The following is a 26,352-nucleotide window of genomic DNA, read 5'->3' on the forward strand; positions in this document are numbered from 1 at the left end:
GGTCATTGCCGCGCGCGGGACTGGCGCGACGCGACCGGGGTGGATTCCATGGGTTGAGTAGCGGTGTTTATCCTTGTGTGGCTTGCCGATCAGTCGGTGACCAGGGCGCCCTGCTGCACCATGGCCTTGATCAGGTCGGCGTCCTGGCCGTGGCTGACCCCGTACTGGTCGTACAGGTCGACGTTCTGCAGGACGATGCGTTGGTCCTCCGCGGCGGCGGTATAGGTGCCGCCGGTGAAGCCGCCGGTGGAACTGACGCGGATCACCGTGTTGCCGGCGCCGTCGGTGGTCACATCGATGTACTGGTCGAGGTTGCCGAGGTTGTTGAGGCCATGGCTCTCACCCTGGAGCAGATCCTTCAGGTTGAGCACGTCACCGTCGGTCCGGCTGAAGTCCTTGATGACGTCCTCGGCCGGCGTGCCGGGCGTGCCGCGGTCGCTCGCACGCCAAATGAAGGTGTCGCTGCCGGAACCGCCCTCGAGCAGGTCGTTGCCGGCGCCGCCTTCGATCTTGTCGTTGCCGGCACCGCCGATCAGCCAGTCGCGTCCGCTGCCACCCTTCATGGTGTCGTTACCGCCGTTGCCGACCAGGACGTCGTTGCCTTCGTAGCCGTAGATCGTGTCGACGCCGTCGCCGCCGATCAGGATGTTGTCGAGGCCGTCGCCCTTGGCGTCGAGTTCGTAGTCGGCCACGATGGTGACCTGGCCGGTGTCGGACTGGGTGCTGTCGACGTAGGTGGTGCCGGTGTAGCTGAAGCTGCCCCTGCCGGCGTTGCTCAGGTCGGCCGTGATCTCGCCGTTGTCGTAGGTGGCGCCGGTGACGCCGGTGATGGAGATGGGGTCGCCGTTCTTGTCGCTGTCGTTCCAGAGCAGCCAGTCGCTCTGGATGGTGACCTGATGGTTGCTGTAGTAGTCCATCGCCACGTAGACCGCGTCATTGCGGATGATCGGCGCAAAGTCGGTCTTCTCGGCACTGAACGAGACGCTGCTGGAGGCGACGTCGCCGTCGTTGTCGCGCAACGCGTAGGTGAACTGCTCCTGCAGCACCGTCATGCTGGTGTGGGTGTAGACGTAGTCGCCATTGTCCATGTCGACGGTCAGGGTGCCGCCCTCGGTGGTCACGGTCAGGACGTGGGTGGTTGCATCAAAGGTCCACCCCGTGCTGCCGGTACCGGATCGGACCACCGTGGTGCCGTCGAAGGTGAAGGTGTTGTCGCCGTAGACGATGCTCTCGACATAGCCGCCGTCGGCACCGAATCCGCCGTCGGTGGTCAGGTTGCCGGAAGCGGAGTACTGGACGGTCGAGGTCAGCACGGAGCTGAAGTCGTTCATGTCGTCGACCACGACCGCCGGCTGTTCGGTCCCGGTGCTGCCGCGATAGGCGATGGGCTCGAGTTCGGTGGTCGAGATATCGCTGCCCATGCCGATGGCGTAGGCATTGATGTTGTTGGCGCGCAGGAAGGCTTCCCAGGTGGCCTGCTCGGCCGGCTGGATACCGTCGTCGCTGTTCGGGCTGTCGCCGGCCGGGGTGGTTCCCAGCGTGGTCGGATCGCCGTTGTTGTAGTTCGGTTTGCCGTCGGACAGGAAGTAGGCGACGTTCTGGGCGTCGGCGAGCTTGCCCGGGTTGTCGTAGGCGTCCATGGCGGCCGCCAGCGCGGCGTCGTAGTTGGTCCAGTTCCAGGTACCGCTGAGTTGCAGGTTGTTCAGGAAGAGCAAGGCCTGGTCGGCGGTCATCCAGACCGCGGTACCCGACGCGGTGGTCGAGAACGTGGTGATGTTCACCATCACGTCGCCCATGCTGTCGTACTGCTCGATCAGTTCCTTGATGCCGGCGATGGCGGCCTTCAGCCGGGTCAGGTTTTCCATGCCGCTGGCGTCGTTCATCGAGCCGGATACGTCCAGGATCACCAGCAGGTTGGTGTTGACCGACTGCACGCCGGCGTCGACGGAGATGGGCTGGGCGGAGGGGGCGTCGTCGAGGATGTTGACGTTGAGGGAGGAGGCGGCGGAATCGCCGTCGACGTCGGAGACGGAGACGGCGATCTGGTCGACGTAATGGTCGCCGTCGGCGCCGGCCTGGCTGTCGTTGTCGACCGGGTGGGTGAGGGTGTACTGGTAGCTGAGGGAGCCGCCCTGGCCGTCGCCGCTGTAGCCGGTCAGGACCAGGGTGCCGTAGTCGGTGTCGAGGCTGATGGGATAGGTGGCGCTGTTGGTGAGCTGGGCGACGGTCAACTCGGTGCCGGCGATGGTGACGGTGTCGATGCCGTCGAGGGCCTCGAGGGTGAAGCTGCCGGACTTGACCAGGGCGGCGGCATCGGGGGCGCTGCCATCGGCGAGGGCACTCTCGCTGACGGTGAAGTCGCCGTCGCTGACGCCGAGGCCGGTGAAGGTGACGCCGTCGTCGGTCCCGTGGATGGTGACGGTGAGGGTGGCGCTGTCGTCGACCGTGCCGTCGGTCATGGTGTAGGCGAAGCTCTCGGTCAGGGTCTGGCCTTCGCCCAGGGCCTGGACGCGCCGGTCGCTGTTGTCGAGGGCATAGGCATAGGCCCCGGTGTCGGCATCCCAGGTCAGGGTGCCGTAGGTCCCCTGCAGGGTGCCGCTGGTATCGACCGTGCCGCCATGCTGGAAGCTGAGCACGTCGAGGTCGTCGCCGTCGGCGTCGGTGTCGTTGGCGAGGACGTTGCCGGTGGCCGGCTGGCTGGCATCCTCATCGATGTCGGCACTGTCGTCATGGGCGACCGGGGCGTCGTTGACGGCCCTGACCTCGAGGGTGATGTCGGCGGAGTCGGAGCCGCCCTGGCCGTCGGAGACGGTGTAGGGGATGACCAGGAGGTGGCTGGCATCGTTGTTGTAGTCGTCGGCGGGGTCGAACTTGACCTGGCCGTCGGCGGTCAGGCTGACGGTGCCGGCGAACTGGCCGGAGACGGGGTCGTAGACGGCGCTCGGGGCATAGGCCTCGGGATGGTCGGGATCGACGGCCTGGCCGTTCAGGCTGGTGATGGCGAGCTGGTCGTGCGGGGTATCCGGATCGACGTCGTTGGCGAGCGGGTCGAAGGTGCTGGTGACGTCCTCGTCGAGGGTGATGGCGTCATCCTTGGCGATGGGCGGATCGTTGACCGAATCGACGGTGAGGTTGACGGTGGCGGAGTCGGTCAGGCCGCCCGGGTCGGAGACCGTGTAGGTGAAGCTCTGGGTGCCGTTGTAGTCGGCATCCGGGGTGAAGCTGAAGTCGCCGTTCTCGCTGATCACCAGGGTGCCGTGGGCGAGATCGACCGTGGCCGTGCCGGTACTGAAGTCGAAGATCAGGTATTGGCCGTTGACCTGGGTGATGCGCAGTTCGGAGAGGCTGTTGTCGACGTCGGAATCCTGGCCGCCGGCGGCGGAGCCGTTGTCGTCGTCGGTGATGACGTTGCCGGAGAGGACGGTGTCCTCGGGGGTGGTGTAGTGGTTGTCGACGGCGTTGGGGGCGTCGTTGACGGGGTTGACGTCGAAGGTGAAGGTGTTGGGGACGTCGTCGTAGGCGCCGGCGCTGTCCTGGACGGAGAAGGTGAAGCTGGCGTAGGGGGAGCCGTTCTCGTCGGTGTCGGGGAGATAGGAGAGCTTGCCGGCGGCGATGTCGTCGGCACTGATGACCTGGCCGGCGACGACGGCCTGACCGTCGAGGAAGAGGGTGCCGTGGTCGGGCAGGGTATCGATGCGGACGGCATAGAAGGCCTGTCCGGCATCGGGATCGGAGAAGCCGAAGTCGCCGGACTGGACGACGTAGGGGGTGTCCTCGTCGGTGGTGCGGGTGACGTCGGTGCCGTCCGGGCGGGTGTTGTCGCCGACGGTGACGGTGACGGTGGCGGTATCGGAGAGGCCGTCGGGGTCGGAGAGGGTGTAGGTGATGAGGACGGGCCCGGAGACGTTGCTGGCGGGGGTGAAGAGGAGGCTGCCGTCGGGGTTGACGGAGACGGTGCCCTGGCTGGGGTCGGCGAGGACGGGGTTGGAGACGGAGAGCTGGTCGCGGGTGTTGTCGGGGTCGCTGTCGTTGGCCTTGACGTCGATGGCGACGGCGGTGTTGATGGGGGTGCTGGCGACGTCGTCGACGGCGTTGGGGGCGTCGTTGACGGGGTTGACGGTGACGTAGACGGTGGCCGGGACGGGGGTGGTGCCGTCGGAGATGGTGTAGGTGAAGCTGGTGTCGCCGAAGTAGTTGGCCTCGGGGGTGAAGGTGAGGGTGCCGTCGGCGTTGAGGGTGGCGACGCCGTGGCTGACGGAGACGGAGTCGCCGGGCTGGACGGAGGTGCCGGCGATCTTGACGATGGTGAGGGGGTCGCCGTCGACGTCGGAATCGTTGTCGAGGACGGCGATGGTGACGGGGGTGTCCTCGTTGGTGGAGGCGTGGTCGTCACCGGCGACGGGGGTGTCGTCGCCGCCGATCATCTGGATGTTGAGGTTGGCGGAGTCGGTGCCGCCGTGGCCGTCGGAGACGAAGTAGGTGAAGGTGGGGACGGGACCGTCGTAGTCCTTGGCGGGACTGAAGGTGTAGCTGCCGTCGTCGGCGAGGGTGAAGGTGCCGATGCCGGAGAGGGTGACGGCGTCGCCGGGCAGGTAGCTGTCGCCGCCGACCGAGAAGCCGGTGACGGTGAGGCTGTCGCCATCGGGGTCGGTGTCGTTGGCGAGGACGTTGCCGGTCAGGACGGTGTCCTCCAGCAAGGTCACGTTGTCGTCGTTGGCCGTCGGGGCATCGTTGACCGGGCGGACCTCGAGGGTGATGTCGGCGGAGTCGGAACCGCCCTGGCCGTCGGAGACGGTGTAGGGGATGACCAGGAGATGGCTGGCGTCGTTGTTGTAGTCGTCGGCGGGGTCGAACTTGACCTGGCCGTCGGCGGTCAGGCTGACGGTGCCGGCGAACTGGCCGGAGACGGGGTCGTAGACGGCGCTCGGGGCATAGGCCTCGGGATGGTCGGGATCGACGGCCTGGCCGTTCAGGCTGGTGATGGCGAGCTGGTCGTGCGGGGTATCCGGATCGACGTCGTTGGCGAGCGGGTCGAAGGTGCTGGTGACGTCCTCGTCGAGGGTGATGGCGTCATCCTTGGCGACGGGCGGATCGTTGACCGAATCGACGGTGAGGTTGACGGTGGCGGAGTCGGTCAGGCCGCCCGGGTCGGAGACCGTGTAGGTGAAGCTCTGGGTGCCGTTGTAGTCGGTATCCGGGGTGAAGCTGAAGTCGCCGTTCTCGCTGATCACCAGGGTGCCGTGGGCGAGCGCGACCGTGGCCGTGCCGGAGTTGAAGACCAGATCCTCGCCGTTGACCTGGGTGATGCGGAGTTCGGAGAGGCTGTTGTCGACGTCGGAATCCTGGCCGCCGGCGGCGGAGCCGTTGTCGTCGTCGGTGATGACGTTGCCGGAGAGGACGGTGTCCTCGGGGGTGGTGTAGTGGTTGGCGACGGCGTCGGGGGCGTCGTTGACGGGGTTGACGTCGAAGGTGAAGGTGTTGGGGACGTCGTCGTAGGCGCCGGCGCTGTCCTGGACGGAGAAGGTGAAGCTGGCGTAGGGGGAGCCGTTCTCGTCGGTGTCGGGGAGATAGGAGAGCTTGCCGGTGGCGATGTCGTCGGCGCTGATGACCTGGCCGGCGACGACGGCCTGACCGTCGAGGAAGAGGGTGCCGTGGTCGGGCAGGGTATCGATGCGGACGGCATAGAAGGCCTGTCCGGCATCGGGATCGGAGAAGCCGAAGTCGCCGGACTGGACGACGTAGGGGGTGTCCTCGTCGGTGGTACGGGTGACGTCGGTGCCGTCCGGGGGGGTGTTGTCGCCGACGGTGACGGTGACGGTGGCGGTATCGGAGAGGCCGTCGGGGTCGGAGAGGGTGTAGGTGATGAGGACGGGCCCGGAGACGTTGCTGGCGGGGGTGAAGAGGAGGCTGCCGTCGGGGTTGACGGAGACGGTGCCCTGGCTGGGATCGGCGAGGACGGGGTTGGAGACGGTGAGCTGGTCGCGGGTGTTGTCGGGGTCGCTGTCGTTGGCCTTGACGTCGATGTCGACGGCGGTGTTGATGGGGGTGCTGGCGACGTCGTCGACGGCGTTGGGGGCGTCGTTGACGGGGTTGACGGTGACGTAGACGGTGGCCGGGACGGGGGTGGTGCCGTCGGAGATGGTGTAGGTGAAGCTGGTATCGCCGAAGTAGTTGGCCTCGGGGGTGAAGGTGATGGTGCCGTCGGCATTGAGGGTGGCGATGCCGTGGCTGACGGAGACGGAGTCACCGGGCTGGACGGAGGTGCCGGCGATCTTGACGATGGTGAGGGGATCGCCGTCGACGTCGGAATCGTTGGCGAGGACGGCGATGGTGACGGCGGTGTCCTCGTTGGTGGTGGCGTGGTCGTCGCCGGCGACGGGGGTGTCGTCGCCGCCGATCATCTGGATGTTGAGGTTGGCGGAGTCGGTGCCGCCGTGGCCGTCGGAGACGAAGTAGGTGAAGGTCGGGACGGGGCCGTCGTAGTCCTTGGCGGGGCTGAAGGTGTAGCGGCCGTCGGCGGCGAGGGTGAAGGTGCCGATGCCGGTGAGGGTGACGGAGTCGCCGGGCAGGTAGCTGTCGCCGCCGACCGAGAAGCCGGTGACGGCGAGGTTGTCGCCGTCGGGATCGGTGTCGTTGTCGAGGACGTTGCCGGTGAGGACGGTGTCCTCGAGCAGGGTCACGTTGTCGTCGTTGGCGGTCGGGGCCTGGTTCTCGGCCAGGGGCTCGATGAGGTTGCCGCGCAGGTCGGTGACGTTGGCGCCGGCATCGGCGGTGAGGCCGGCATAGCTTTCGCCGGTGACGGATTCGACGATGCGGTCGAGGCGGACGAAGGTATGGCCTTCCTGGGTCTCGCCTCCGGTCAGGCCGGCCGCGGTCTTCTCGAGCAGGTCGTCGATCGGCTTGCCCTGCTCGATGGCCTGGATCAGGCTGTCGAGATCGGCGCTGGAGGCGTTCTGGCCCAGGTCGGTGGTGCCGATGGCGAGGTTGTTGCCGGCATTGTCGGTGTCCGCGAAGAGACCGGCGATGATCTGGTGCACGCCCGGTTCCAGAATCAGCGTGTTGCCGTCCGGATAGGCCAGCTCCACCTGCGCCCCCGCCGCCGTCACGACGATCTCGCCGTCCCGTACCGTGTCGCCCAGGTGCAGCTTGTGCAGCTTGCCCCCCTCGTCTCGTACATATGCCTCGCCGCGCAACGCCGTGACAGTCGCTTGGATGTTGGATGCAGTGTAAGTGGCCATGAATGACACCTTTCCCTTATATGCCGATCGGGGAGGAAACGAGGATGAAGGACGGGCGACAGACCCGGCCGCGGTGCGGGGCGCACCGGTGGTATCGCAGCCCGACGGGCCGCTTCGAGTACATTGACAGCGGACAGCGCCTGACTGCGCAGGCGTGTTCCTGGAAATCGTGGATCACCCCGCCGTTGGCTTGAGCGGCCAGCGTGAGGGGGCGCTCCAGGCGGGCGTGGGCGGGCGGGCACTCGGGGACGTGGCCATGCCGAATTACGCGGGGTTTGCCGTGCATTCCCGCGCAACGACGCTCAGCAGCCGCGCCAGGACGCTGCTGGACCTTTTGCATCTCGGCTTCTAAGCGACTTCCTGGCGTGGCCATGTACGACTCCGTCACTGCTGAGTTGAGTTGGGTATAACCGCCGGTAGGGGTTGAAGGCGGCTCGCCGACAGGGCGTATATGGCAAAACCACCATTTATGATTATTTTAATCATAAAACTGATAAAAGATACAAATACTCATCTCTGCCGCCATCGGCGGCGAGGGTGCCGTGCGGTCCGGGGGCTCGATCACCCGGTAGGCTGCGTGGTCCGGGACGGAGGAAAGACGAAAAAAAACCGGGGGCAGCGCCCCCGGTTTTCTTGACGCCTAGGTTGGTTTAGCCAACCAGGCCGCCCAGCAGGCCGCCGACCAGGCCGACCACGGTGGAGAGCAGGCCGCCGACCAGGCTAACCACGCTGGTCACGACGCCAGCGACCAGACCGACGACCGTGCCGACCAGATCAAACACGGGGGACAGCAGGCCGCTCAGGTCCAGAGCGCCACCGGAAACTTCGTTGATTTCTTGCTTGCTGAGCTCTTGAATAGCCATGTGAAACTCCTTGTTTACAAAGGTTAAATTCCGCCCTTCGACGGTGTGCATTGCTCCGGGTGAAGCAATTCTGCGATCCCGGGCGCCGCCGGATAGGCATCCGCTTGGCGCCCGTCATCAATCCTGTCAAACGTACTATAGCCGACATTTTATTCAGTAATGTGAAAAAAGCTATATCAATATGCGAATAGTGCATATTTTGTGTTCGTTGTGACCGGAGGGGTGCGCGACGCTCTCCTGGTGTGTCGCCGCGCCGCGCATCGGCCGGTCCGGGCCTGAGCCGGCACGGCACCGAGCTTGCACGGTTATGGCGCTATCGACGCGGGGCAGATGGGCCCGCTATCGGTGCCCGCACCGGTGGCGCTTCAGGGGCGCGGGTCACTGATGCCATTTCTGGTAAAGTGATATTAATATGATAAAGTACTCAGTATGTGATAACGTGCAGCCTGAAGTTGATTGTACAGGCATGTGGTCGAACGCGGCTGCGTGCGTTGGGATTGCCCCGCTTGGGGTGAGTTGTGTGGCGCGGTGTGCGCATTTGTGTTTTGTGGTTGTTCAACAAACGAGGAGTTTTCATCATGGCAATCCAAGTTCTGACCCAAGAAGAAATCTGCGAAGTAGCCGGTGGCCTGTCCGTCAGTGTTGACGCCAGCCCCGCTCTGACCCTGGATCTGGTGCTGTCGCCCACCGGCCTGCTGAGCCTGGTCGGTTCCCTGCTGACCGGCGTGCTGAGCCTGGTCACCGGCCTGCTCTGCAATCTGAAGCTGGGCTGCTAATTCAGCGCCTGTGAGGAGGCTGGGAGCAGGGTAGCGCTTCCGGCCTCCTTTTTTGTTTTCATTAAAACGGTGATAATAAAAAAACAACAGCCTGACCGGTGTAGGCCGGGCGGAAACTGACTGATATGGCCGATCAACCACTTTTCCGGTCCGCCGCCCTCGGCGCTCACAAAACCCAATGGTTGGGCGAGATCGTTCTGATACGCCCGTTCTCATACACCGTCCTGACCGGCGTCGCGGTGTTCCTGGCGTTCGTGGTCATCGCGTTCATGGCCTGGGGAACCTACACCAAGCGCAGCACCGTGGTCGGCCAACTGCTGCCGGATGTCGGCCTGGTCAAGGTCTACGTGCCGCAGGTCGGGGTCGTCCAGGAAAAGCGCGTTTCCGAGGGGCAGCAGGTCAACAAGGGCGATGTCCTGTACGTGCTGTCGAGCGAGCGGCAAAGCGGGATGCTCGGTTCCATACAGGCGTCCATCAGCCGGCAGGTCGAGTCGCGCCGGGATTCGCTGCGGGAAGAGATCGACAAGACCCGCCGCCTGCAGGAGGAGGAGCGCGAATCGCTCGTCCACCGCATCGAGGGCATCGATTCCGAGGTGCGCAAGCTCGACAATCTGCTCGAGAGCCAGCGCAGCCGGGTGGCGCTCAGCAAGGATACCGTCGCCCGCTACCAGGGTCTGCTGGACCAGGACTATATTTCCCGCGAACAACTGCAGCAGAAGCAGGAGGAACTGCTCGACCAGCAGACCCGTCTGCAGAGCGCCGAACGCGAGCGGATCAGCGTCATGCGCGAACTCGAGCTGCGCAAGAACGAACTTTCCGGACTTGCCTACAAACACCAGAACCAGCTGGCCCAGTTGCAGCGCGGCGTGTCCTCCGTAGATCAGGAATTGGCCGAGAGCGAGGGCAAGCGCCAGGTCTATATCACGGCCCCCGAGTCGGGCACGGTGACCGCGGTCGTCGCCGAGGTCGGCCAGGCCGTCGACGGCAGCCGTCCGCTGCTCAGCATCGTGCCGGTCGGCGCCAAGCTGCAGGCCCAGCTCTATGCGCCCAGCCGTGCCGTCGGCTTCGTCCATCTCGGCGACCAGGTGCTGTTGCGCTATCAGGCCTACCCGTATCAGAAGTTCGGTCACGCCCGCGGCAAGGTCGTCAGCGTCGCCAAGACCGCCCTGCCGACCAATGAAATCTCCAACCTGGGCGGCAATGCCGGCGGTGGCCAGGGTCAGCAGAGCGAACCGGTCTACCGGATCACCGTCGAGTTGGCGTCGCAGACCATCCAGGCGTACGGTAAGGCGCAGCCTCTGCAGGCCGGCATGTTGCTCGATGCGGATATCCTGCAGGACAAGCGGCGCCTGTACGAATGGGTGCTCGAACCCCTATACAGCCTGACCGGCAAGCTTTGATTTCGCTCACCGACCCAGCCCGGGGCAACACACGAACAACCGCGAGCACGTATGTCCTTCCTTGACAATCTATCCTTTGGCTTCGGCCGCAAGCTGCCGCTGATCCTGCAGACCGAAGCGGCCGAATGCGGCCTGGCCTCGCTGGCCATGGTGGCCGGCTACCACGGCTTCCGCACCGATCTCGCCAGCATGCGGCGCCTGTTCCTGGTGTCGATCAAGGGGACGACGCTGGGCCACCTGATCGGCATGGCCAACGCGATGCAGATGGCCACGCGGCCGGTGAAGCTCGAACTGGAGGACATGGCCCAGCTCAGGATGCCCTGCATCCTGCACTGGAACTTCAACCATTTCGTCGTCCTCAAGGAAGTCAACACCAAGGGCATCGTCATCCACGACCCGGCCTTCGGCATCCGCAAGCTGAACTGGGAGGAGGTGTCCGATTCCTTCACCGGCGTGGCGCTGGAGTTGTGGCCGAACACGGGCTTCAAGGCGGCCACGTTCAAGCAGCACATCAAGCTGCGCGAGCTGATGGGCAACGTCACCGGCCTGTACAAGTCGTTCGGGCAGGTGCTCCTGCTCGCCTTGTCGCTGGAAGTGTTCGCCTTGGTGTCGCCGTTCTTCCTGCAGTGGGTGATCGACAACGTCATCGTCACGGCGGACCGCGATCTGCTCACCACGCTGGCGCTCGGCTTCGGCCTGCTCATGCTCATGCAACAGGGCGTTTCCACCTTGCGCTCATGGGTGATCATGTACATGGCGACCACCCTGAACATACAGTGGCGCGCGAACGTGTTCACGCACCTGGTCAGCCTGCCGGTGCAGTACTTCGAGAAACGCCATATCGGCGACGTGGTGTCCCGTTTCAGCTCGGTCGACATCATCCAGCGCACCCTCACGACCTCTTTCGTCGAGGCCATCCTGGATGGCGTCATGACGGTCCTGACCCTGGTCATGATGTTCATCTACAGTCCGACCCTGGCCTGGATCGCGGTTGCCGCGATGGCCCTCTACGGCGTCGGGCGCTGGGGTTGGTACCGGCCGTTGCGCAATGCGACCGAGGAACAGATCATCCACGCGGCCAAGCAGCAGAGCCATTTCCTGGAGACGATCCGCGGGGTCAAGACCATCAAGCTGTTCCAGCGTCAGGACGAGCGGCGCTCGACTTGGCTGACGCTGCTGGTCGACCAGATCAACGCCGACCTGCGTACCCAGAAGCTGCACGTCCTGTACCGCCTGATGAACGGGGTCCTGTTCGGCCTCGAACGCGTCATCATCATCTGGTTCGGGGCCTCGCTGATCCTGGACGGCGAATTCACGGTCGGCGTGCTGATGGCCTTCCTCGCCTACAAGGACCAGTTCGACATGCGGGTCAGCGGCCTGATCGACAAGGTGGTCGAGGTCAAGATGCTGCGCCTGCAGGGCGAGCGCCTGGCCGACATCGTGCTCGCCGAGCCGGAGGATACCCATCGGCCGCTGCCGGCGATCGGCGAGGCCGATCTGCAGCCGAGCATCGACATCGTCGAACTCCGTTACCGCTACGCCGACCAGGAGCCATGGGTGCTGGACGGCGTCAACTTCCATATCGACGCCGGCGAATCGGTCGCGATCGTCGGCCCCTCGGGCTGCGGCAAGTCGACCCTGATCAACGCGATGCTGGGCATCCGGCCGCCCAACTCGGGCGATGTCATGATCGGCGGCACCAGCGTCAGCCAGATCGGCCTGGACACCCTGCGCCAGATGGTCGGCACCGTGATGCAGGACGACAACCTGTTCGCCGGTTCGATCGCCGACAACATCAGTTTCTTCGACCACAAGGCCGACCAGGCCTGGGTCGAGGAATGCGCCAAGATGGCGGCGATCCACGAGGAGATCATGGCCATGCCCATGGCCTACAGCACCCTCATCGGCGACATGGGTACGGCCCTGTCGGGCGGCCAGAAGCAGCGCATACTGCTCGCCCGCGCGCTCTACAAGCGGCCCAGCATCCTGTTCCTCGATGAAGCCACCAGCCACCTCGACCTGGCGCGTGAGACCATGGTCAACACGGCCATCAAGGCACTCAAGGTCACCCGCGTGATCGTCGCCCACCGTCCGGAAACCATCGCCTCGGCCGACCGGGTGATCGAGATGAGCGGTGGCAAGGTGGTCGTCGACAAGAAGGTCTAGGATGCCCCGATTCAACCGGGTTCGAGATTGCGACATGAAGGGTGCGCTGGCCGTCGCGGCGTTCACGATTGCCATCACCGGCGCCCCGCGCGCGCTGGCCGAAGGCTTCGACCCGTTCTCGGTGCACCTGCAGGTGTCCAAGTTCTGGGCCACCGCGAAAGGCACCGAGGAGCCGCTGGTCGATCCCTGCCAGTTCGATGCCGTCGGCGCCCGCGTCGGGCTCGTCGAGGTGGTCGAGCGGGCGCTCTGCCACAATCCCAAGACCCGGTATGCGTGGGCGAACGCCAAGGCCCAGGCGGGCGTGCTGGGGGTGCGTGAAGCGGCCTACCTGCCGACGATCAGCGCCGGTCTGGCGGTCGCCAAGCAGGACAACAAGACTGAATACGCGGATATTACCGGTTACCCCTATTCAGCCTTCAATACCGAGGCCAAGCCCAAGGTCCGCTCCGGTACGCTCAAGATGTCCTGGGTGCTGACCGACTTCGGCCTGCGCAGCTCCAACGTCTCCCAGGCCCGGGCCCTGCTCGATGCGGCCAACGCGACCCACGACGCGACCCTGCAGACCGCCTTCGTGGAGGCGGCCCAGAGCTACTTCGACACCTTGACCGCGATGGCCAGCCTGGAGGCCAAGCGGGAGGTTGAGAACGCCGCGCGGGAGAGCTTCCTGGCGGCCGAGGCCAAGTACAAGGCCGGCGTCGGCGGCCTCACCGACAAGCTGCAGGCGAGTACCGCCTACGGCCAGGCCAAGCTGGAGCGGGTGGGGGCGGAAGGCGACCTGAAGAACGCCAAGGGCAGCCTGGCCAGCGCCATGGGCCTCGAGGTCACCACCGACTTCGACCTGGTGCGCCCGGCCGACGAGTTGCCGGACACCACCTTCATCAAGCCGATCGACGAGCTCATCGCCGAGGCGCGCAAGGTCCATCCGGCGCTGAGCGCGGCCCAAGCGGAGGTCAAGGCGGCCCAGGCCAACGTCGAGGCGACCCGCGCGGAAGGCCGGCCGACGGTCACCCTGGCGTCCGAGTTCAGCAAGGGCGAGCAGCTCAACCAGCCGCCGTCGATCGGCTATCCGCCGACCGACATCACGAGTACCAACTTCAGCGTCGGCGTGCAGGTCAACATCCCGCTGTTCGAGGGCTTCGGCCGCACCTACCGGGTGCGCACGGCGCAGAGCCAGGTCGAGGCCAAGCAGGCGGACTACGCCCGCATCGAGCAGGAAGTGCTGCTCGACGTCTGGCGCAACTACCAGGTGTTCACGGCCGAGAACGAGGGCCTCAAGACCGCCGACGAGCTGGTCAAGAATGCCCGCGACTCCTACAAGATCGCCCGCGGCCGCTACAAGGCCGGGGTCGGCAACATCGTCGAGCTGCTCAACGTGCAGAGCGCCATGGCCAAGGCCGAACAGCAGCGCATCAAGTCGATCTCCAACTGGCATAGCGCCCGCCTGAAGGTCGCCGCCAGCGTCGGCCGCATCGGCATGTGGGCGATCGCCGGTCTGGCCGGCGACGGCGCCGGCAAGCCCTGATCCGGCGCCTCCCCCTCCGCGCCGGGGGCGCCCGCGCGGCCATGCCCGGCCGGGAGCGGCCAGACTATAGTTCTAGGGTAGCCACCGTCACTCGAGAGCAAGCATGGAAGACGTGCTCAAGCGCCTGCTGGACACGGAAACCCGGGCCGAGGCCATCATCACCGCCGCCGAGGCCGAGCGTAAGCGCCTGATCGACGCCGCCATGGAAGAGGCGCGCGGCAACGAGGCGCGCTTCCAGGCCGAGACCGCCGGACGCCGGCAGCCGATCATGCAGGAGGCGGAAGACCGGGCCGGGCAGCTGGTCGCCGACCTGACGCGCAAGTTCGAGGCTCGCCAGCGCGCCCTGCGCGAGCAGGCCGACCGCAACGAGACGGAAGCCATCGCCGCGGCCCTGGCCACCCTGCTCGATCCGGAGGCCTGATGCACGTCTACCTCGATACCCGGGTCAGCCTGTTCCGGTCGCGCCTGTGGCCGGCCGCGCAGGTCGCCGGGCTCATCGACGCCGCCGACGCGGAACTGCCCGGGCTGCTCGAGCAGGGCGGCCTCGCCCTCCTGGCCGGCGGCTACGCCGACGACGATCCGCGCTCGCTGGAGGCGCGCATCGTCGCCATCCTGCTCGACGAGACGCGCATCCTGCTGCGCCCGTTGGCCGGCCCGGCCCGCCAGTTCCTGGTCTATTGGACCGAGCGCTTCGAGGTCTCCAACGTCAAGTCGCTGATCCGCGCCAAGATGGCCGGCGACAGTGCCGCCGCCACGGCCGCCTGCCTGCTCGACCTCGGCTACTTCGCCCACCTCGACGCCGATGCCCTGATGCGCGCCGAGGACGTCACCGAACTGATGCGGCGCCTGGAACGCACCGACTACGCCGAGATCGTCCGCAACGCCCGCCAGGCCTTCGAGGAAAGCCACGACCCCTTCATCCTCGATGCGACCCTGGACCGGGCTTACTTCGACGGCCTGGTCCGGCGTGCCCGGGCCATCGAGGCGACGACCGGGCCTGGCCTGGCACGCCTGATGGCCGACCTCGTCGACCGCACCAACCTGGTCTGGCTGCTGCGCTACCGCTTCAACTACGGCCTGCCGCCGGCCCAGGTCTATTACCTGCTGCTGACGCCCGGCTACCGCCTGACACCCACCCTCCTGCGTCGTCTGGTCGGCGCCGAGGACATCGCCGGCGTACTGGCCGGCCTGCCCGACGAACTGGCGGCGCCGCTGGCCGGCGCCACGGCCATCCCGGAGATCGCCGACCGCCTGGAACGGCGGGCGCTGGAGCGCGCCTGGGCCGAGTTCTCCCGGCGCGGCGAAGCGCTGGCGCGCGCCCTGGCCTACCTGATCCTGCGCGAGGCCGGCCTGCGCGACCTGCGCGGCATCCTGCGCGGGCGCCGGCTGGGCCTGGCCCGGCAGGACATCCGCCTGGCGGCGGGAGTGGCCTGATGTTCCGCGCCAGCCCCATGCTTCGCATCGAACTGCTCTGCCTGGCCAGCGAGAGCCAGGAGATGGCCCTGCTGCTGGCGCGCCAGGGCGACTTCGGGCCGGCCGGGCCGGCCGGGGGGGCCGGAGCGGAGCGATACCGGGAGCTGTACCTGGAAGCCTGCGCGCGCCTGGACAAGATCATGGAGTACTGCGGCCAGCACGATACGGCACCCATCCCCGACGATGCCATCGCCCCCAACGAACGCGAGTTGGCCGGCATCAACCACCGCCTGCAAGCGATCTGGCAGGCCTGCTCCGGCTGCCACGAGCAGGAAGTGCGCATGGCGGAGGAAAAGTCGCGTCTGGAGATGTTGCGCGAGACCTACGCCCGCCTGGCCGCCCTGGACGTCGATCCGGCCCGTCTGCTCCGGCGCGACGGTCTTCTGGACAGCCGCCTGGGCCAGATACCGGTCGCCAACCTCAAGCGCCTGAGCGAGGCACTCTCGGTGGCCGGCTACTTGTTGACCGAGTTCGACCGGGCCGGCGACCAGGCCTTCGTCGTGGTCGCCGGCCCGCGTAGCGACGAAGGCCCGGCCGCCGATCGCCTGGGCGGGCTCCTGGCCCATGCCGGCTGGCGCGACCTGCCGGTGCCCCCGGAACTTCGCACCGACCCCTCGGTGGCGGCCGAGTACCTGGCCGCCGAGGGCCGCCGCCTGGAAGGCCGGGTCGCCGACCACTGCGAGCTGCGCGAGCGCCATTGGCTGCAGCACGCCGCCTGGCTGCGCCAGGCCCGCGTCCTCCTGGCCTTGGCCCGGCCGCTGGCCGAGTCGGCCCTGGTCGGCCTGTCCGGGAAAGGCCAGCTGGTGATCTTCTCGGGCTGGGTGCCCAAGCGTGCCCTGGCCGGGCTGCGGGCCGCCCTGGAGGTGCGCTTCCACGGCCGCTACCTGCTCACCAGCCACGAACCGGGGCCGGCGGATGCCGGCAAGGTCCCGTCGCTGCTCAGCTACCCGGCTTGGCTGCGGCCGTTCACGGCCCTGACCCGTGGCTATGGCGTGCCGCGCTACGGGGAGTTCGACCCGGCCCTGTTCGTGGCCGCCTGCTACGTCCTGCTGTTCGGTGCCATGTTCGGCGACGTCGGCCACGGTGCCGTCCTGCTGGTGGCCGGACTGGCCTTGCGCGGCGGCCTTGCCCGGCTGCGCTGGATCGTTGCCGCGGCCGGCCTGGCCTCGGTGGGGTTCGGCGTCCTTTATGGCAGCGTATTCGGCTACGAAGGCCTCATCGAACCGGTCTGGCAGTCGCCCCTGCACGATCCGGTACGCCTGCTCAAGCTGGCGGTCGGCTTCGGCGTCGGCTTCATCGCCGCCACCCTGCTGATCAACGCCTACAATCGATTGCGTGGCCACCGTTGGGGCGCCGCCTGCCTGGCCGGCGACGGCCTCGCCGGCCTGCTGTTCTATCTCGCCGCCATCGTCGGCTTGAACGGCTGGCTGGCCGGTACCGGCTTCGGCCTCGGCCCCGGCCTGCTCGCGGCGGCGGCCATGCTGGCGATGGCGGTGTGGACCGGCCTGGAAACCGCCGGCACGGTTGGCGAACGCCTGGTGGTCGTCCTGGTCGAGAGCCTGGAGTCGGCGACCAAGCTGTTCGCCAACACGCTGTCCTTCCTGCGCGTGGCGGCCTTCAGCCTCAACCACGTGGCCCTCGCCCTAGCGGTGTTCACCATCGCCGGCGGCCTGGGTACGCTCGGCCATGGCGTCGCGGTGGTACTGGGCAACGTCGTCATCGTCGTGCTGGAGGGCGGCATCGTCGCCATCCAGGCCCTGCGCCTGATGTATTACGAAGGCTTTTCCCGGTTCTTCGCCGGCGACGGCGTCGAGTTTCGGCCGTTGCGCCTGGTGGCGCCTGAAACGAGGAGTGGAACATGAGCATACTGGTTGCCCTGATGGGCCTGTGCGTGGCCGGCCTGATCGTCACGGGGGTGTATCTGGAACTCGCCCACAAGGCGCCGCCGGACTGGCTGAAGGGCGGCGTGCTCGCCAACCTGGCGCTCTTCGCCCTGGCCCTGGCGGGCCTGCTCTTCCTCGGCGTCGACCAGGTGATGGCGCAGGAGGCGGCCGCCCCGGCGCGCGAGATCACGGTCGGCTACGGCCTGGCCCTGCTCGGCATCGGCCTGCCGACCGGGCTGGCGGCCATCGCCGCCGGCATCGCCCTGGGGCCGGTCGGCTCCGCGGCCCTGGCGGTGATCGCCGAGAAGCCCGAGATGTTCGGCCGCACGCTGGTCTACCTGGGCCTGGCCGAAGGCGTGGCGATCTACGGCCTGGTGATGTCCATCCTGATGCTGGGCAAGCTATGAGCGACGCCGCCCGCCTGGTGATGCTGGGCAGCGCCGGCCTGGCCGAGGGTTTCAGCCTGATCGGCGCCGAGGTGCACGCCGATGCCGATCCGGCCCGGGTCGAGGCCGTGCTGGCCGACCTGTGGGCCTCGGGCGACGCCGCCCTAGTGCTGCTCGAAGCCCATCTGGCGCGTTCGGAGGGCGAGTGGCTGCGCCGCCTGCGCAACGAGGGCGGCCGCATCGTGGTCACCGAACTGCCGCCCCTGGCGGCGCCCGACAACTACGCGCCGGTGGTCGACGAGGTGGTGCAGGCGGTGCTCGGCCCGGAGGCCCTGCGCTGCCAGACCTGAGGGCAGGGCGACGGGAAACGCGACCATGGACGACGAAAGCCGCATCAGCCAGCTGGAAAAAGCCCTGCTCGACCAGGCCGAGACCCTCGCGCGGGAGCGCCTGGACAACGCCGAGGCGACCCGGCGCCACCTGCTCGACGAGGCCGGCCAGCGCCTGGCCGAGGCCGAGGCGCGCGAGCGCCAGGTGGTGCGCGCCTCGGCCGACCGCCTGGTGCGGCGCCGCGTCCAGGCCGCCGAGGGGCGCCTGACCGCGGACCTGGATCGCCTGCGCTGGGCGCTCACCCAGGCGGCGATCAGCAACGTGCGTCTGGCCCTGCTCGACCTGACCCAGGACCGCGCGCGCTACCTGGGCGTGCTGGCCGGCTTCCTCTCGGCCGCCGCGGCGCGGCTGCCGGCGGGCGACCTGGTCGCCGAGGTCAACAGCGCCGACCTCAACATGCTGGCGCCCGGCTGGGTCGACCTGTGCGCGCGCGCCGCGCCCGGGCGGTCCGTCGAACTGGCCGACCACGGCCGCGACAGCCTGGGCGGCGTGTCGGTCCGCCTGGCCGACAACCGGGCCCGCCTGGACCAGACCTTCGAGGCGCGCCTGGACCGCCTGGACGAGGCCCTGGCCGCCGCCGTCATGGCGCGCATGTTCGCCGGTCCGCCGGAGTTGGGAGGGCTATGAGCTCTTTTCAGTGGCAAAGGCACCCCGCGTCGGGGCGGGAATCGGACGGCCGCAAGGCACTCCGGGCTGGCCAGGGTCATGCCATGGCCAAACGGCCCAATGCGGCGGACGCCGATTCGGGCCTCCCCCCGAAGGGCAAGCTGCCCACAGGCGCATTGCCATGCCGGCGGCGGCTTGTGGAGAATGACTACACGGCGCCCCCCGCGCCTTGCGCCGCAGCCAGCGGCAAACGGCGCCGGGTGGCTGCCGGGATAGGCTCAAATGGCTAAGGTCCTGGAGATCAACGGTCCGCTGGTGCGCCTGGAACTGCCCGGCGCGGTACTCGGCGAGCAGGTCAGCGTCGGCGCCCTCGGGCTGGTCGGCGAGGTCATCGGGCGCGATGGCGACACCGCCCTGGCGCAGTTGTACGAGGACAGCGCCGGCCTGGCCCCGGGCGAGGCCGCCGCCGGGCTCGGCCACCCGCTCTCGGTGGAACTCGGGCCGGGCCTGCTGGGCGGCATCTTCGACGGCATCCAGCGGCCCCTGGAGGCGGTGCGCCAGGTCAGCGGCGACCGCATCAGCCGCGGCATCCGGGTCCCCTCGCTGGCGCGCGGCCGGCGCTGGGCCTTCGCGCCGGCGCCCGACCGCAGCGCCGAGATGGTCATCAACGCCGGCGACATACTCGGCAGCGTCCAGGAGACCGCCAGCATCGCGCACCGCATCCTGGTGCCGCCGGACGTCTCCGGCGAACTGCTGGAACTCGCCCCGGCCGGCGACTACGAGGTCGACGCCACCATCGCCCGGGTGCGCAGCCACGACGGCAGCATCCGCAAGCTGACGCTCTGCCAGCGCTGGCCTGTGCGCATACCGCGGCCGTTCCGGCGCCGCGACCACGCCGTCCAGCCGCTGGTCACCGGGCAGCGCATCCTGGACACCTTCTACCCCCTGCTGAAGGGCGGCAAGGCGGCCATCCCGGGGCCGTTCGGGGCCGGCAAGACCATGCTGCAGCACCAGATCGCGCGCTGGTGCAACGCCGAGATCGTCATCTACGTCGGCTGCGGCGAGCGCGGCAACGAACTGACCGACATCCTTGAGTCGCTGCCGAAGCTGACCGACCCGCACAGCGGCCGGCCCCTCATGGAGCGCACCCTGCTGATCGCCAACACCTCCAACATGCCGGTGGTGGCGCGCGAGGCCTCGGTCTACGTCGGCATCACCATCGCCGAGTACTTCCGCGACCAGGGCTACGACGTGGTCATGGTGGCCGATTCCACCAGCCGCTGGGCCGAGGCCCTGCGCGAGGTCGCCGGCCGCCTGGGCCAGATGCCGGTCGAGGAGGGCTACCCGGCCTACCTGGGCTCGCGCCTGGCGGCCTTCTACGAACGCGCCGGCCGGGTCGAGACCCTGGCCGGGGGCAGCGGCTCGGTGACCCTGATCGGCGCCGTCAGCCCGCCCGGCGGCGACTTCTCCGAACCGGTCACCAGCCACACCAAGGAGATCATCCAGACCTTCTGGGCGCTCTCCAAGGAATTGGCCGACGCCCGCCACTACCCGGCCATCGACTGGCTGGAGAGCTTCTCCGGCTACATCGGCCAGGCCGCCCGCTGGTGGGCCGACAACGTCGACCCGGGCTGGGCGCCGGCGCGCGCCCGGGCACTCGCCATGCTGTCGGAGAGCGAGGAATTGCGCCGGATCGTCAACCTGGTCGGGGTCGATGCCCTGTCCTCCGAGCAGCGCTGGTCGCTGGAGGCGGCCGAGCTGATCAAGGAGGCCCTGCTGCAGCAGTCGGCCACCGACGAAGTGGACAGCTACGCCTCGCCGGCCAAGCAGTACCTGCTCCTCGCCGGCCTGCTCGACATCTACGACCGCGGCATGCGCCTGGTCGGCCAGGGCGTGCCGGCCCGGCGCCTGCTCGAACTCCCCGTGCTGGGCGAGGCGCGGCGCTGGAAGACCCGTTATGGCGACGCCGACATCGCCGGCCTGCGCGAGCGCGTGGCCCGGCTGGTGGAGGATTTCATGCCCCTCGAGGCGGAGTATTTCCCCGCCGGGCCGGGAGAAGGCTAGATGAAGAACCTGGAGTTCCGTACCGCCGCTTCGGCCCGGGGCGGCCTGGTGGTGATGGCCAAGGTCCCGGGCGTGGCCGCCGGCACCCGGGTGAGCCTGCGCGACCACGCCGGCCGGGGCCGCAACGGCCTGGTCATCCGGACCTCGGACGACGCCGTCCTGGTCGAGGTCTTCGAGGGCACCGACGACCTCGACCTGGAGCGGACCTGGGTGCGCTTCCTGGACGAGCCCTACAGCCTGCCGGTCTCGCGCGACATCCTGGGCCGGGTGTTCAACGGCGTCGGCCAGCCGCGCGACGGTCGCCCGCCCATCGTCTCCGGGCAGCGCCGCGACATCAACGGCGCGCCGCTCAACCCGGCCGCGCGCGCCTATCCGCGCGAGTTCATCCAGACCGGCCTGTCCGCCGTCGACGGCATGAACAGCCTGACCCGGGGCCAGAAGCTGCCGATCTTTTCCGGCGGCGGCCTGCCGCACAACCGGGTGGCCGCCCAGATCGTCCGCCAGGCCCGCCTGCTCGGCGCGGCGACGACGGAATTCGTGGTGGTGTTCGCCGCCTTCGGGGTGAGCAGCCAGGACGCCCGCTACTTCCAGGAGAGCTTCGAGGAAAGCGGCGCCCTGGAGCGCCTGGTGATGTTCCTCAACCTGGCCGACGAGCCGGTCATCGAGCGCCTGCTGACGCCGCGCGCCGCCTTCACGGCGGCCGAGTACCTGGCCTACGAGCTGGACTACCACGTCCTGGTGGTGATGACCGACATGACCGCCTACGCCGAGGCCCTGCGCGAGGTTGCCGTGCTGCGCGGCGACGTGCCGGCGCGCAAGGGCTATCCCGGCTACCTCTACTCCGACCTGGCCGAGATCTACGAGCGGGCCGGGCGCATCCGCGACCGGCGCGGCTCGATCACCCTGATCCCGGTCCTGTCCATGCCTTCGGACGACATCACCCATCCGATCCCCGACCTGACCGGCTACATCACCGAGGGCCAGATCGTCCTGTCGCGGGAGCTGCACGCCCAGGGCGTCTACCCGCCGGTGGCCGTGCTGCCGTCGCTGTCGCGCCTGATGAAGGACGGCATCGGCGGCGACTTCACCCGGCCCGACCACCCGCACGTCGCCAGCCAGTTGTTCGCCAGCTACGCGCGCGCCCTGGAGGTGCGCGGCCTGGCCGCCATCATCGGGGCCGAGGACCTGTCCGAGAGCGACCGCCGCTACCTGGCCTTCGCCGAGGCCTTCGAGCACCGCTTCGTGGGCCAGGGCGAGGACGAGGAACGCGACGTCTACGCCTCCCTGGACCTGGCCTGGGAACTGCTGTCCATGTTGCCGGCCGGCACCCTGACCCGGGTCAGCGAGGACGAGCTGGCCAAGTACCACAAGCCGGCCGAGGCGGCCCGCTGAAGCCATGAAGGCGCGCCTGCACGTCCCCCCGACCAAGAGCTCGCTGCTGCGCGTCAGCCGCCAGGCGCGCTTCCTGGAGCAGGGCCAGACCATGCTGGAGAAGAAGCGCGACCTGCTCACCCGCCTGGTCTACGACCGCCTGGGCCAGTACCGCGAACTGCGCGCCCAGACCGCCGCCGAACTGGCCGAGGCCTACCGTTGGCTGGGCATCGTGCACATGCGCATGGGCGGCCAGATGCTGCGCCAGGCCGCGGTCGGCCTGCAGCCCGTGGTGGCCATCCGCATCCTGGCGCGTTCCAGCGTCGGGGTCGAATATCCCAGCGTCACCGTCGAGCCGCTGCCCCTGCAGCCGGTCGGCCTCATGTGGACCGATCCGTCCTTCGACGAGACCCGCCTGCGCCTGCAGCGCCTGACCCTCACCCTGGCGCGCCTGGGCGAGGCGGAGAACGCCCTCTGGCGCCTGCTCGCGGCCAGCCGCAAGACCCGCATGCGGGTGAACGCCCTGCGCCACAACATCATCCCGCGCTACCACGCGACGGTCCGTTACATCCGCGCTATGCTGGAGGAGGACGAGCGCAACACATTGTTCCAGGTGAAGAAACTGGCGGAGATGGGATAGCGGCATGGCTGGCTTGACCATGAGGGCGCGTGGGGCGCTCATCCTCACCCTGGCCGGGGCGGCAGCCGGCGTCGGCGGCGCCTGGTGGTGGTACCACCGGCCGGCGGCCGGCGAGGCCGGCGTACCCGAGCCGGTACCGGTGGCGACGATCGTCGACCTCAGCCCCGTGCAACCCCTGCCGCGCAGCGTCAGCCTCGATGCCAACCAGGTGGAACTGGGCCGCCGGCTGTTCCACGACGTCCGCCTGTCGAGCGACGACACCGTGTCCTGCGCCAGCTGCCATGCCGTCGACCAGTACGGCGTCGACGGCCGCCGGGTCTCGCTCGGGGTGCGCGGCCAGGCGGGCGCAGTCAATGCCCCGACCGTCTACAACAGCGGTTTCAACTTCCGCCAGTTCTGGGACGGCCGTGCCGCCACCCTGGAGGACCAGGTCGGCGGCCCGGTCGAGAACCCGGTCGAGATGGCCTCGCACTGGCCGCAGGTATTGGCCAAGTTGCGCGCGGACGCCACCTTGCAGGAGCTGGCCCGGCGCGCCTACGGCCGCGAACTGGACGAGGCCGCGGTCAGGAGCGCCATCGCCACCTTCGAACGCGGCCTGATCACCCCGGACTCGCCGTTCGACCGTTACCTGCGCGGCGAGCTCGACGCCCTCGACGGGCCCGCCAAGCAGGGCTGGCAGCGCTTCCGCGACCTCGGCTGCATCGCCTGCCACCAGGGCGTCAACCTGGGCGGCAACATGTACGCCACCCTGGGCGCCATGGGCGACTACTTCGGCGGCCGGGTGGTGAGCCAGGCGGACTACGGCCTCTACAACCAGACCGGGCGCGAGGCCGACCGCTACAAGTTCAAGGTGCCCAGCCTGCGCAACGTCGCCGAGACGGCCCCGTATTTCCACGACGGCCGCATCGGCACGCTGGACGAGGCGGTGCAACTCATGGCCAAGCTGCAGCTGGGTCTCGACCTGGAGGCCGCCGACCGGGCGACGCTGGTGGCCTTCCTGCGCAGCCTGACCGGTACGCCGCGGGGTGGCGGATCGTGACCGTGACCCGGCGTTTCCGGCGCTATCGGGTCTGGCTGGGCTGGGCCATCGGGCTGGGCCTGCTGGTCATGCTCGCGCTGTTGTCCAGCCAGCGCGACGGCAGCCTGCGGGCCATGCAGGCCCAGGTGCCCATCCTGCTCAACCAGGAAAACGCCATGAAGGTCGCCGTCGTGCGCCTGCGCTATGGCCTGGACAGCAACTACGACCTGCTCAACCACTACTTCCAGGTGATCGACGGCCACCTGCGCGTCCTAGTCAGCCAGGCCGACGGCCAGGACGCCGCCACCGAGGTCGACGAATACGGCCGCATCGTGCGCCGGGAGATCGACCTGGGGGAGTCGTTCAAGTACCAGAACGCGGTGGTGCGCAATTCCCTGCGCTACCTGCAGTCCGAGTCGGTGCGCGTGGTCGACGCCGTGCCGCGCGATCGGGCCGGCCGCGCGCTGCACCGCGCCCTCAACCAGCTCGCCAACACGGTGGTGCTGATGTCGCTCGGCAACGACGCCAGCCTGCATGCCGAGGCGGAGGCGGCCCTGGCCGAGGTCGATGCCCTGCGCGCGGGGCTGGATGAACGCACGCGCGCGACCACCGAACGCCTGATGCGCCACGTCCACCTGCTGGTCGAGACGCTGCCGCAGCTGGACCGCACCACCCGCAACCTGCTCGACTCGGGCAGCCGGCGCAAGCTGGAGGCCATCGACGCCCACCTGCGCCAGGTCTACGATGCCGAGTCCCGGCGTGCCGGTTTCTACCGCGTCATCCTGGTCTTCCTGGCCACCGGCCTGTTCGTCGCCTTCGCCGTGCTGGCCGCGCGCTACCTGGACAACGTGCGCCAAGTGGCCGGGCAGCGCCGCTTCCTGCAGAGCCTGACCGACAACGTCGGGGTCGGCGTGGTCGTCGCCGGTGGCGACGACCGTTTGACCTTCGCCAACCCGCATGCCGAGACCTTGCTGGGCTACGAGACGGGTGGCCTGGCCGGAGTGCACCTGCACGATTCGGTCCACGTCGGCAAGGACGGCGAGCGGGTGCTGTGCCAGGACTGCCGGGCCATGGCGACCACCCTGCAGGGGCGCAGTTTCGTCGGCGAGGTCCACTTCAGGCGCCGCGACGGCGCCGTCATCCCGGTCCTGCTGCACGCCGCGACGTTCAACGACGGCGACCGCCAGGCCGTGGTGCTGGCCTTCCAGGACATGAGCGAGATCCACGAGGCGCGCCGCCAGCTGGAGCGGCTGGCCTACTACGACGCCCTTACCGGCCTGCCCAACCGCACCCTGCTGCAGGACCGGGTCGATCAGGCCCTGGCCCAGGCGCGCCGGCAGGAAAAGGCGGTGGCCTTCTTCATGCTCGACCTGGACAACTTCAAGGGCGTCAACGACAGCCTGGGGCACGCCGTCGGCGACGAACTGCTCTGTCAGGTGGCGCTGCGCATCCGGGCGTCGCTGCGCGAGACCGACACCTCGGCCCGCCTGGGCGGCGACGAGTTCGCCGTCCTGATTCCGGATGCCATCAGCGCCGAGGATGCCGCCCGCCTGGCCGGCAAGCTGATCCGGGCGATCGGCCAGCCTTACCACCTGAGCGGCTACGACCTGGTGTGCGGGGTCAGCATCGGGATCACCTTCTTCCCGGAGGACGCCGCCAACTGCGACCAGCTCATGCGCAACGCCGACGCCGCCATGTTCCGGGCCAAGGAATCCGGCACCAACCGGTTCCAGTTCTACACCGAGGACATGGGTGCCGGCGCCATGGAACGCCTGCAGCTCGAGAGCCATCTGCGCCATGCCCTGGCGCGCGGCGAGCTGGCGGTGCACTTCCAGCCGCAATGCCGGGCCGACGGCAGCGTGGCGGGGGCCGAGGCCCTGCTGCGCTGGAACTCGCCGCGCTTCGGCATGGTGCCGCCGGTGCGCTTCATCCCGATCGCCGAGCGCAGCGGCCTGATCGTCGAGATCGGCGAGTGGGTGCTGCGCGAGGCCTGCCGCCAGGGCCAACGCTGGCGCAACGGCCCGGCGCCCGAGTTCCGGGTCGCCGTCAACCTGTCGGTGGCCCAGTTCCGCCAGGCCGACCTGGTCGCCCGGGTCGCCGACATCCTGGCCGAGACCGGCTTCCCGGCCACGGCCCTGGAACTGGAGATCACCGAGAGCATGCTCATGGAGGAGGTCCAGAGCAGCCTCGAGACCCTGGCCTCGCTCAAGGCACTCGGCTGCATGCTGGCGATCGACGACTTCGGTACCGGCTATTCCTCGCTCGCCTACCTGAAGCGCTTCGAGCTGGACGTCCTGAAGATCGACAAGTCCTTCGTCGACGGCCTCGGCAACGACGGCAACGACAGCGCGGTGGTGCACGCCATCGTCGGCATGGCGCGCAGCCTCGGCCTGGCCATGGTCGCCGAGGGGGTGGAGAGCCACGACCAGTACGACGAGCTGGTCGCCTTCGGCGGCGAAGACATCCTCCTGCAGGGCTACCTGCTGGGCTATCCGATGCCCGCCGACGAACTCGACCACAGGCTGGCGTCCCCGACCGGATAGGGTATTCTTACTG

General features: G+C 68.3%; 18 protein-coding genes. 16 read left to right on the forward strand and 2 right to left on the reverse strand.

Annotated elements, in window-relative coordinates; translation table 11 throughout:
- Nucleotides 1-89: 89 nt before the first annotated feature.
- The gene (locus EZJ19_RS03505) at nucleotides 90-7,238 is read right to left on the reverse strand and encodes a retention module-containing protein (RefSeq protein WP_131444906.1); all 7,149 of its coding nucleotides are present in this window, start codon (nucleotides 7,236-7,238) and stop codon (nucleotides 90-92) included.
- A 154-nt stretch (nucleotides 7,239-7,392) separates the two neighbouring features.
- On the opposite strand from EZJ19_RS03505, the gene EZJ19_RS03510 reads away from it, so the two are divergent.
- Complete coding sequence (locus EZJ19_RS03510; protein ID WP_131444907.1) at nucleotides 7,393-7,590, forward strand: hypothetical protein; 198 nt, start codon at nucleotides 7,393-7,395, stop codon at nucleotides 7,588-7,590.
- A gap of 298 nt (nucleotides 7,591-7,888) precedes the next feature.
- Here the strand turns inward: EZJ19_RS03510 and EZJ19_RS03515 are convergent, their stop codons facing one another.
- Complete coding sequence (locus EZJ19_RS03515; protein WP_131444908.1) at nucleotides 7,889-8,101, reverse strand: hypothetical protein; 213 nt, start codon at nucleotides 8,099-8,101, stop codon at nucleotides 7,889-7,891.
- Nucleotides 8,102-8,679: 578 nt separating this feature from the next.
- Here EZJ19_RS03515 and EZJ19_RS03520 point away from each other — a divergent pair.
- From EZJ19_RS03520 to EZJ19_RS03590, 15 genes are all read left to right on the forward strand, one after another.
- Nucleotides 8,680-8,877 (forward strand): hypothetical protein, encoded by a 198-nt coding sequence (locus EZJ19_RS03520; RefSeq protein WP_131444909.1) that lies wholly within the window; start codon nucleotides 8,680-8,682, stop codon nucleotides 8,875-8,877.
- 182 nt (nucleotides 8,878-9,059) lie between these two features.
- The gene (locus tag EZJ19_RS03525; protein ID WP_240754634.1) at nucleotides 9,060-10,277 is read left to right on the forward strand and encodes an HlyD family secretion protein; all 1,218 of its coding nucleotides are present in this window, start codon (nucleotides 9,060-9,062) and stop codon (nucleotides 10,275-10,277) included.
- Between the two features lie 51 nt (nucleotides 10,278-10,328).
- The gene (locus EZJ19_RS03530; protein WP_131444911.1) at nucleotides 10,329-12,443 is read left to right on the forward strand and encodes a peptidase domain-containing ABC transporter; all 2,115 of its coding nucleotides are present in this window, start codon (nucleotides 10,329-10,331) and stop codon (nucleotides 12,441-12,443) included.
- Nucleotides 12,444-12,477: 34 nt separating this feature from the next.
- Complete coding sequence (locus tag EZJ19_RS03535) at nucleotides 12,478-13,965, forward strand: TolC family protein (protein WP_165873447.1); 1,488 nt, start codon at nucleotides 12,478-12,480, stop codon at nucleotides 13,963-13,965.
- 103 nt (nucleotides 13,966-14,068) lie between these two features.
- The gene (locus EZJ19_RS03540) at nucleotides 14,069-14,386 is read left to right on the forward strand and encodes an ATPase (RefSeq protein ID WP_131444913.1); all 318 of its coding nucleotides are present in this window, start codon (nucleotides 14,069-14,071) and stop codon (nucleotides 14,384-14,386) included.
- Complete coding sequence (locus tag EZJ19_RS03545; protein ID WP_131444914.1) at nucleotides 14,386-15,399, forward strand: V0D/AC39 family V-type ATPase subunit; 1,014 nt, start codon at nucleotides 14,386-14,388, stop codon at nucleotides 15,397-15,399. Before EZJ19_RS03540 ends, EZJ19_RS03545 begins: the two co-directional genes overlap by 1 nt.
- Nucleotides 15,399-17,300, forward strand: coding sequence for a V-type ATP synthase subunit I (locus tag EZJ19_RS03550; protein WP_131444915.1), 1,902 nt, complete (start codon nucleotides 15,399-15,401; stop codon nucleotides 17,298-17,300). Before EZJ19_RS03545 ends, EZJ19_RS03550 begins: the two co-directional genes overlap by 1 nt.
- Nucleotides 17,297-17,728 (forward strand): ATP synthase subunit C, encoded by a 432-nt coding sequence (locus EZJ19_RS03555; RefSeq protein WP_131444916.1) that lies wholly within the window; start codon nucleotides 17,297-17,299, stop codon nucleotides 17,726-17,728. The genes EZJ19_RS03550 and EZJ19_RS03555 overlap by 4 nt, the downstream gene beginning before the upstream one ends.
- Nucleotides 17,725-18,057 (forward strand): V-type ATP synthase subunit F, encoded by a 333-nt coding sequence (locus EZJ19_RS03560; protein WP_131444917.1) that lies wholly within the window; start codon nucleotides 17,725-17,727, stop codon nucleotides 18,055-18,057. Before EZJ19_RS03555 ends, EZJ19_RS03560 begins: the two co-directional genes overlap by 4 nt.
- A gap of 25 nt (nucleotides 18,058-18,082) precedes the next feature.
- Nucleotides 18,083-18,724 carry a V-type ATP synthase subunit E gene (locus EZJ19_RS03565; protein WP_131444918.1) on the forward strand — a complete coding sequence of 214 codons (642 nt, stop codon included), beginning with the start codon at nucleotides 18,083-18,085 and terminating at the stop codon, nucleotides 18,722-18,724.
- Nucleotides 18,725-18,985: 261 nt separating this feature from the next.
- Nucleotides 18,986-20,767, forward strand: coding sequence for a V-type ATP synthase subunit A (locus tag EZJ19_RS03570; RefSeq protein WP_131444919.1), 1,782 nt, complete (start codon nucleotides 18,986-18,988; stop codon nucleotides 20,765-20,767).
- Complete coding sequence (locus tag EZJ19_RS03575; RefSeq protein WP_131444920.1) at nucleotides 20,768-22,159, forward strand: V-type ATP synthase subunit B; 1,392 nt, start codon at nucleotides 20,768-20,770, stop codon at nucleotides 22,157-22,159.
- Between the two features lie 4 nt (nucleotides 22,160-22,163).
- Complete coding sequence (locus tag EZJ19_RS03580; protein ID WP_131444921.1) at nucleotides 22,164-22,778, forward strand: V-type ATP synthase subunit D; 615 nt, start codon at nucleotides 22,164-22,166, stop codon at nucleotides 22,776-22,778.
- A 4-nt stretch (nucleotides 22,779-22,782) separates the two neighbouring features.
- Nucleotides 22,783-23,817 carry a cytochrome-c peroxidase gene (locus tag EZJ19_RS03585; RefSeq protein WP_131444922.1) on the forward strand — a complete coding sequence of 345 codons (1,035 nt, stop codon included), beginning with the start codon at nucleotides 22,783-22,785 and terminating at the stop codon, nucleotides 23,815-23,817.
- Nucleotides 23,818-23,819: 2 nt separating this feature from the next.
- Nucleotides 23,820-26,339, forward strand: coding sequence for an EAL domain-containing protein (locus tag EZJ19_RS03590; protein ID WP_131444923.1), 2,520 nt, complete (start codon nucleotides 23,820-23,822; stop codon nucleotides 26,337-26,339).
- The last annotated feature ends 13 nt before the right edge of the window (nucleotides 26,340-26,352 follow it).

Origin of the sequence: Parasulfuritortus cantonensis, assembly GCF_004337445.1 — a bacterium.
Taxonomy (GTDB): Bacteria; Pseudomonadota; Gammaproteobacteria; order Burkholderiales; family Thiobacillaceae; genus Parasulfuritortus; species Parasulfuritortus cantonensis.

Excerpts from the sequence above, each read along its gene's own strand:
- EZJ19_RS03505 (WP_131444906.1), bottom strand. The coding sequence starts at position 7,238 with ATGGCCACTTACACTGCATCCAACATCCAAGCGACTGTCACGGCGTTG.
- EZJ19_RS03515 (WP_131444908.1), bottom strand. The coding sequence starts at position 8,101 with ATGGCTATTCAAGAGCTCAGCAAGCAAGAAATCAACGAAGTTTCCGGT.
- EZJ19_RS03520 (WP_131444909.1), top strand. The coding sequence starts at position 8,680 with ATGGCAATCCAAGTTCTGACCCAAGAAGAAATCTGCGAAGTAGCCGGT.
- EZJ19_RS03530 (WP_131444911.1), top strand. The coding sequence starts at position 10,329 with ATGTCCTTCCTTGACAATCTATCCTTTGGCTTCGGCCGCAAGCTGCCG.
- EZJ19_RS03535 (WP_165873447.1), top strand. The coding sequence starts at position 12,478 with ATGAAGGGTGCGCTGGCCGTCGCGGCGTTCACGATTGCCATCACCGGC.
- EZJ19_RS03540 (WP_131444913.1), top strand. The coding sequence starts at position 14,069 with ATGGAAGACGTGCTCAAGCGCCTGCTGGACACGGAAACCCGGGCCGAG.
- EZJ19_RS03545 (WP_131444914.1), top strand. The coding sequence starts at position 14,386 with ATGCACGTCTACCTCGATACCCGGGTCAGCCTGTTCCGGTCGCGCCTG.
- EZJ19_RS03550 (WP_131444915.1), top strand. The coding sequence starts at position 15,399 with ATGTTCCGCGCCAGCCCCATGCTTCGCATCGAACTGCTCTGCCTGGCC.
- EZJ19_RS03555 (WP_131444916.1), top strand. The coding sequence starts at position 17,297 with ATGAGCATACTGGTTGCCCTGATGGGCCTGTGCGTGGCCGGCCTGATC.
- EZJ19_RS03560 (WP_131444917.1), top strand. The coding sequence starts at position 17,725 with ATGAGCGACGCCGCCCGCCTGGTGATGCTGGGCAGCGCCGGCCTGGCC.
- EZJ19_RS03565 (WP_131444918.1), top strand. The coding sequence starts at position 18,083 with ATGGACGACGAAAGCCGCATCAGCCAGCTGGAAAAAGCCCTGCTCGAC.
- EZJ19_RS03570 (WP_131444919.1), top strand. The coding sequence starts at position 18,986 with ATGGCTAAGGTCCTGGAGATCAACGGTCCGCTGGTGCGCCTGGAACTG.
- EZJ19_RS03575 (WP_131444920.1), top strand. The coding sequence starts at position 20,768 with ATGAAGAACCTGGAGTTCCGTACCGCCGCTTCGGCCCGGGGCGGCCTG.
- EZJ19_RS03580 (WP_131444921.1), top strand. The coding sequence starts at position 22,164 with ATGAAGGCGCGCCTGCACGTCCCCCCGACCAAGAGCTCGCTGCTGCGC.
- EZJ19_RS03585 (WP_131444922.1), top strand. The coding sequence starts at position 22,783 with ATGGCTGGCTTGACCATGAGGGCGCGTGGGGCGCTCATCCTCACCCTG.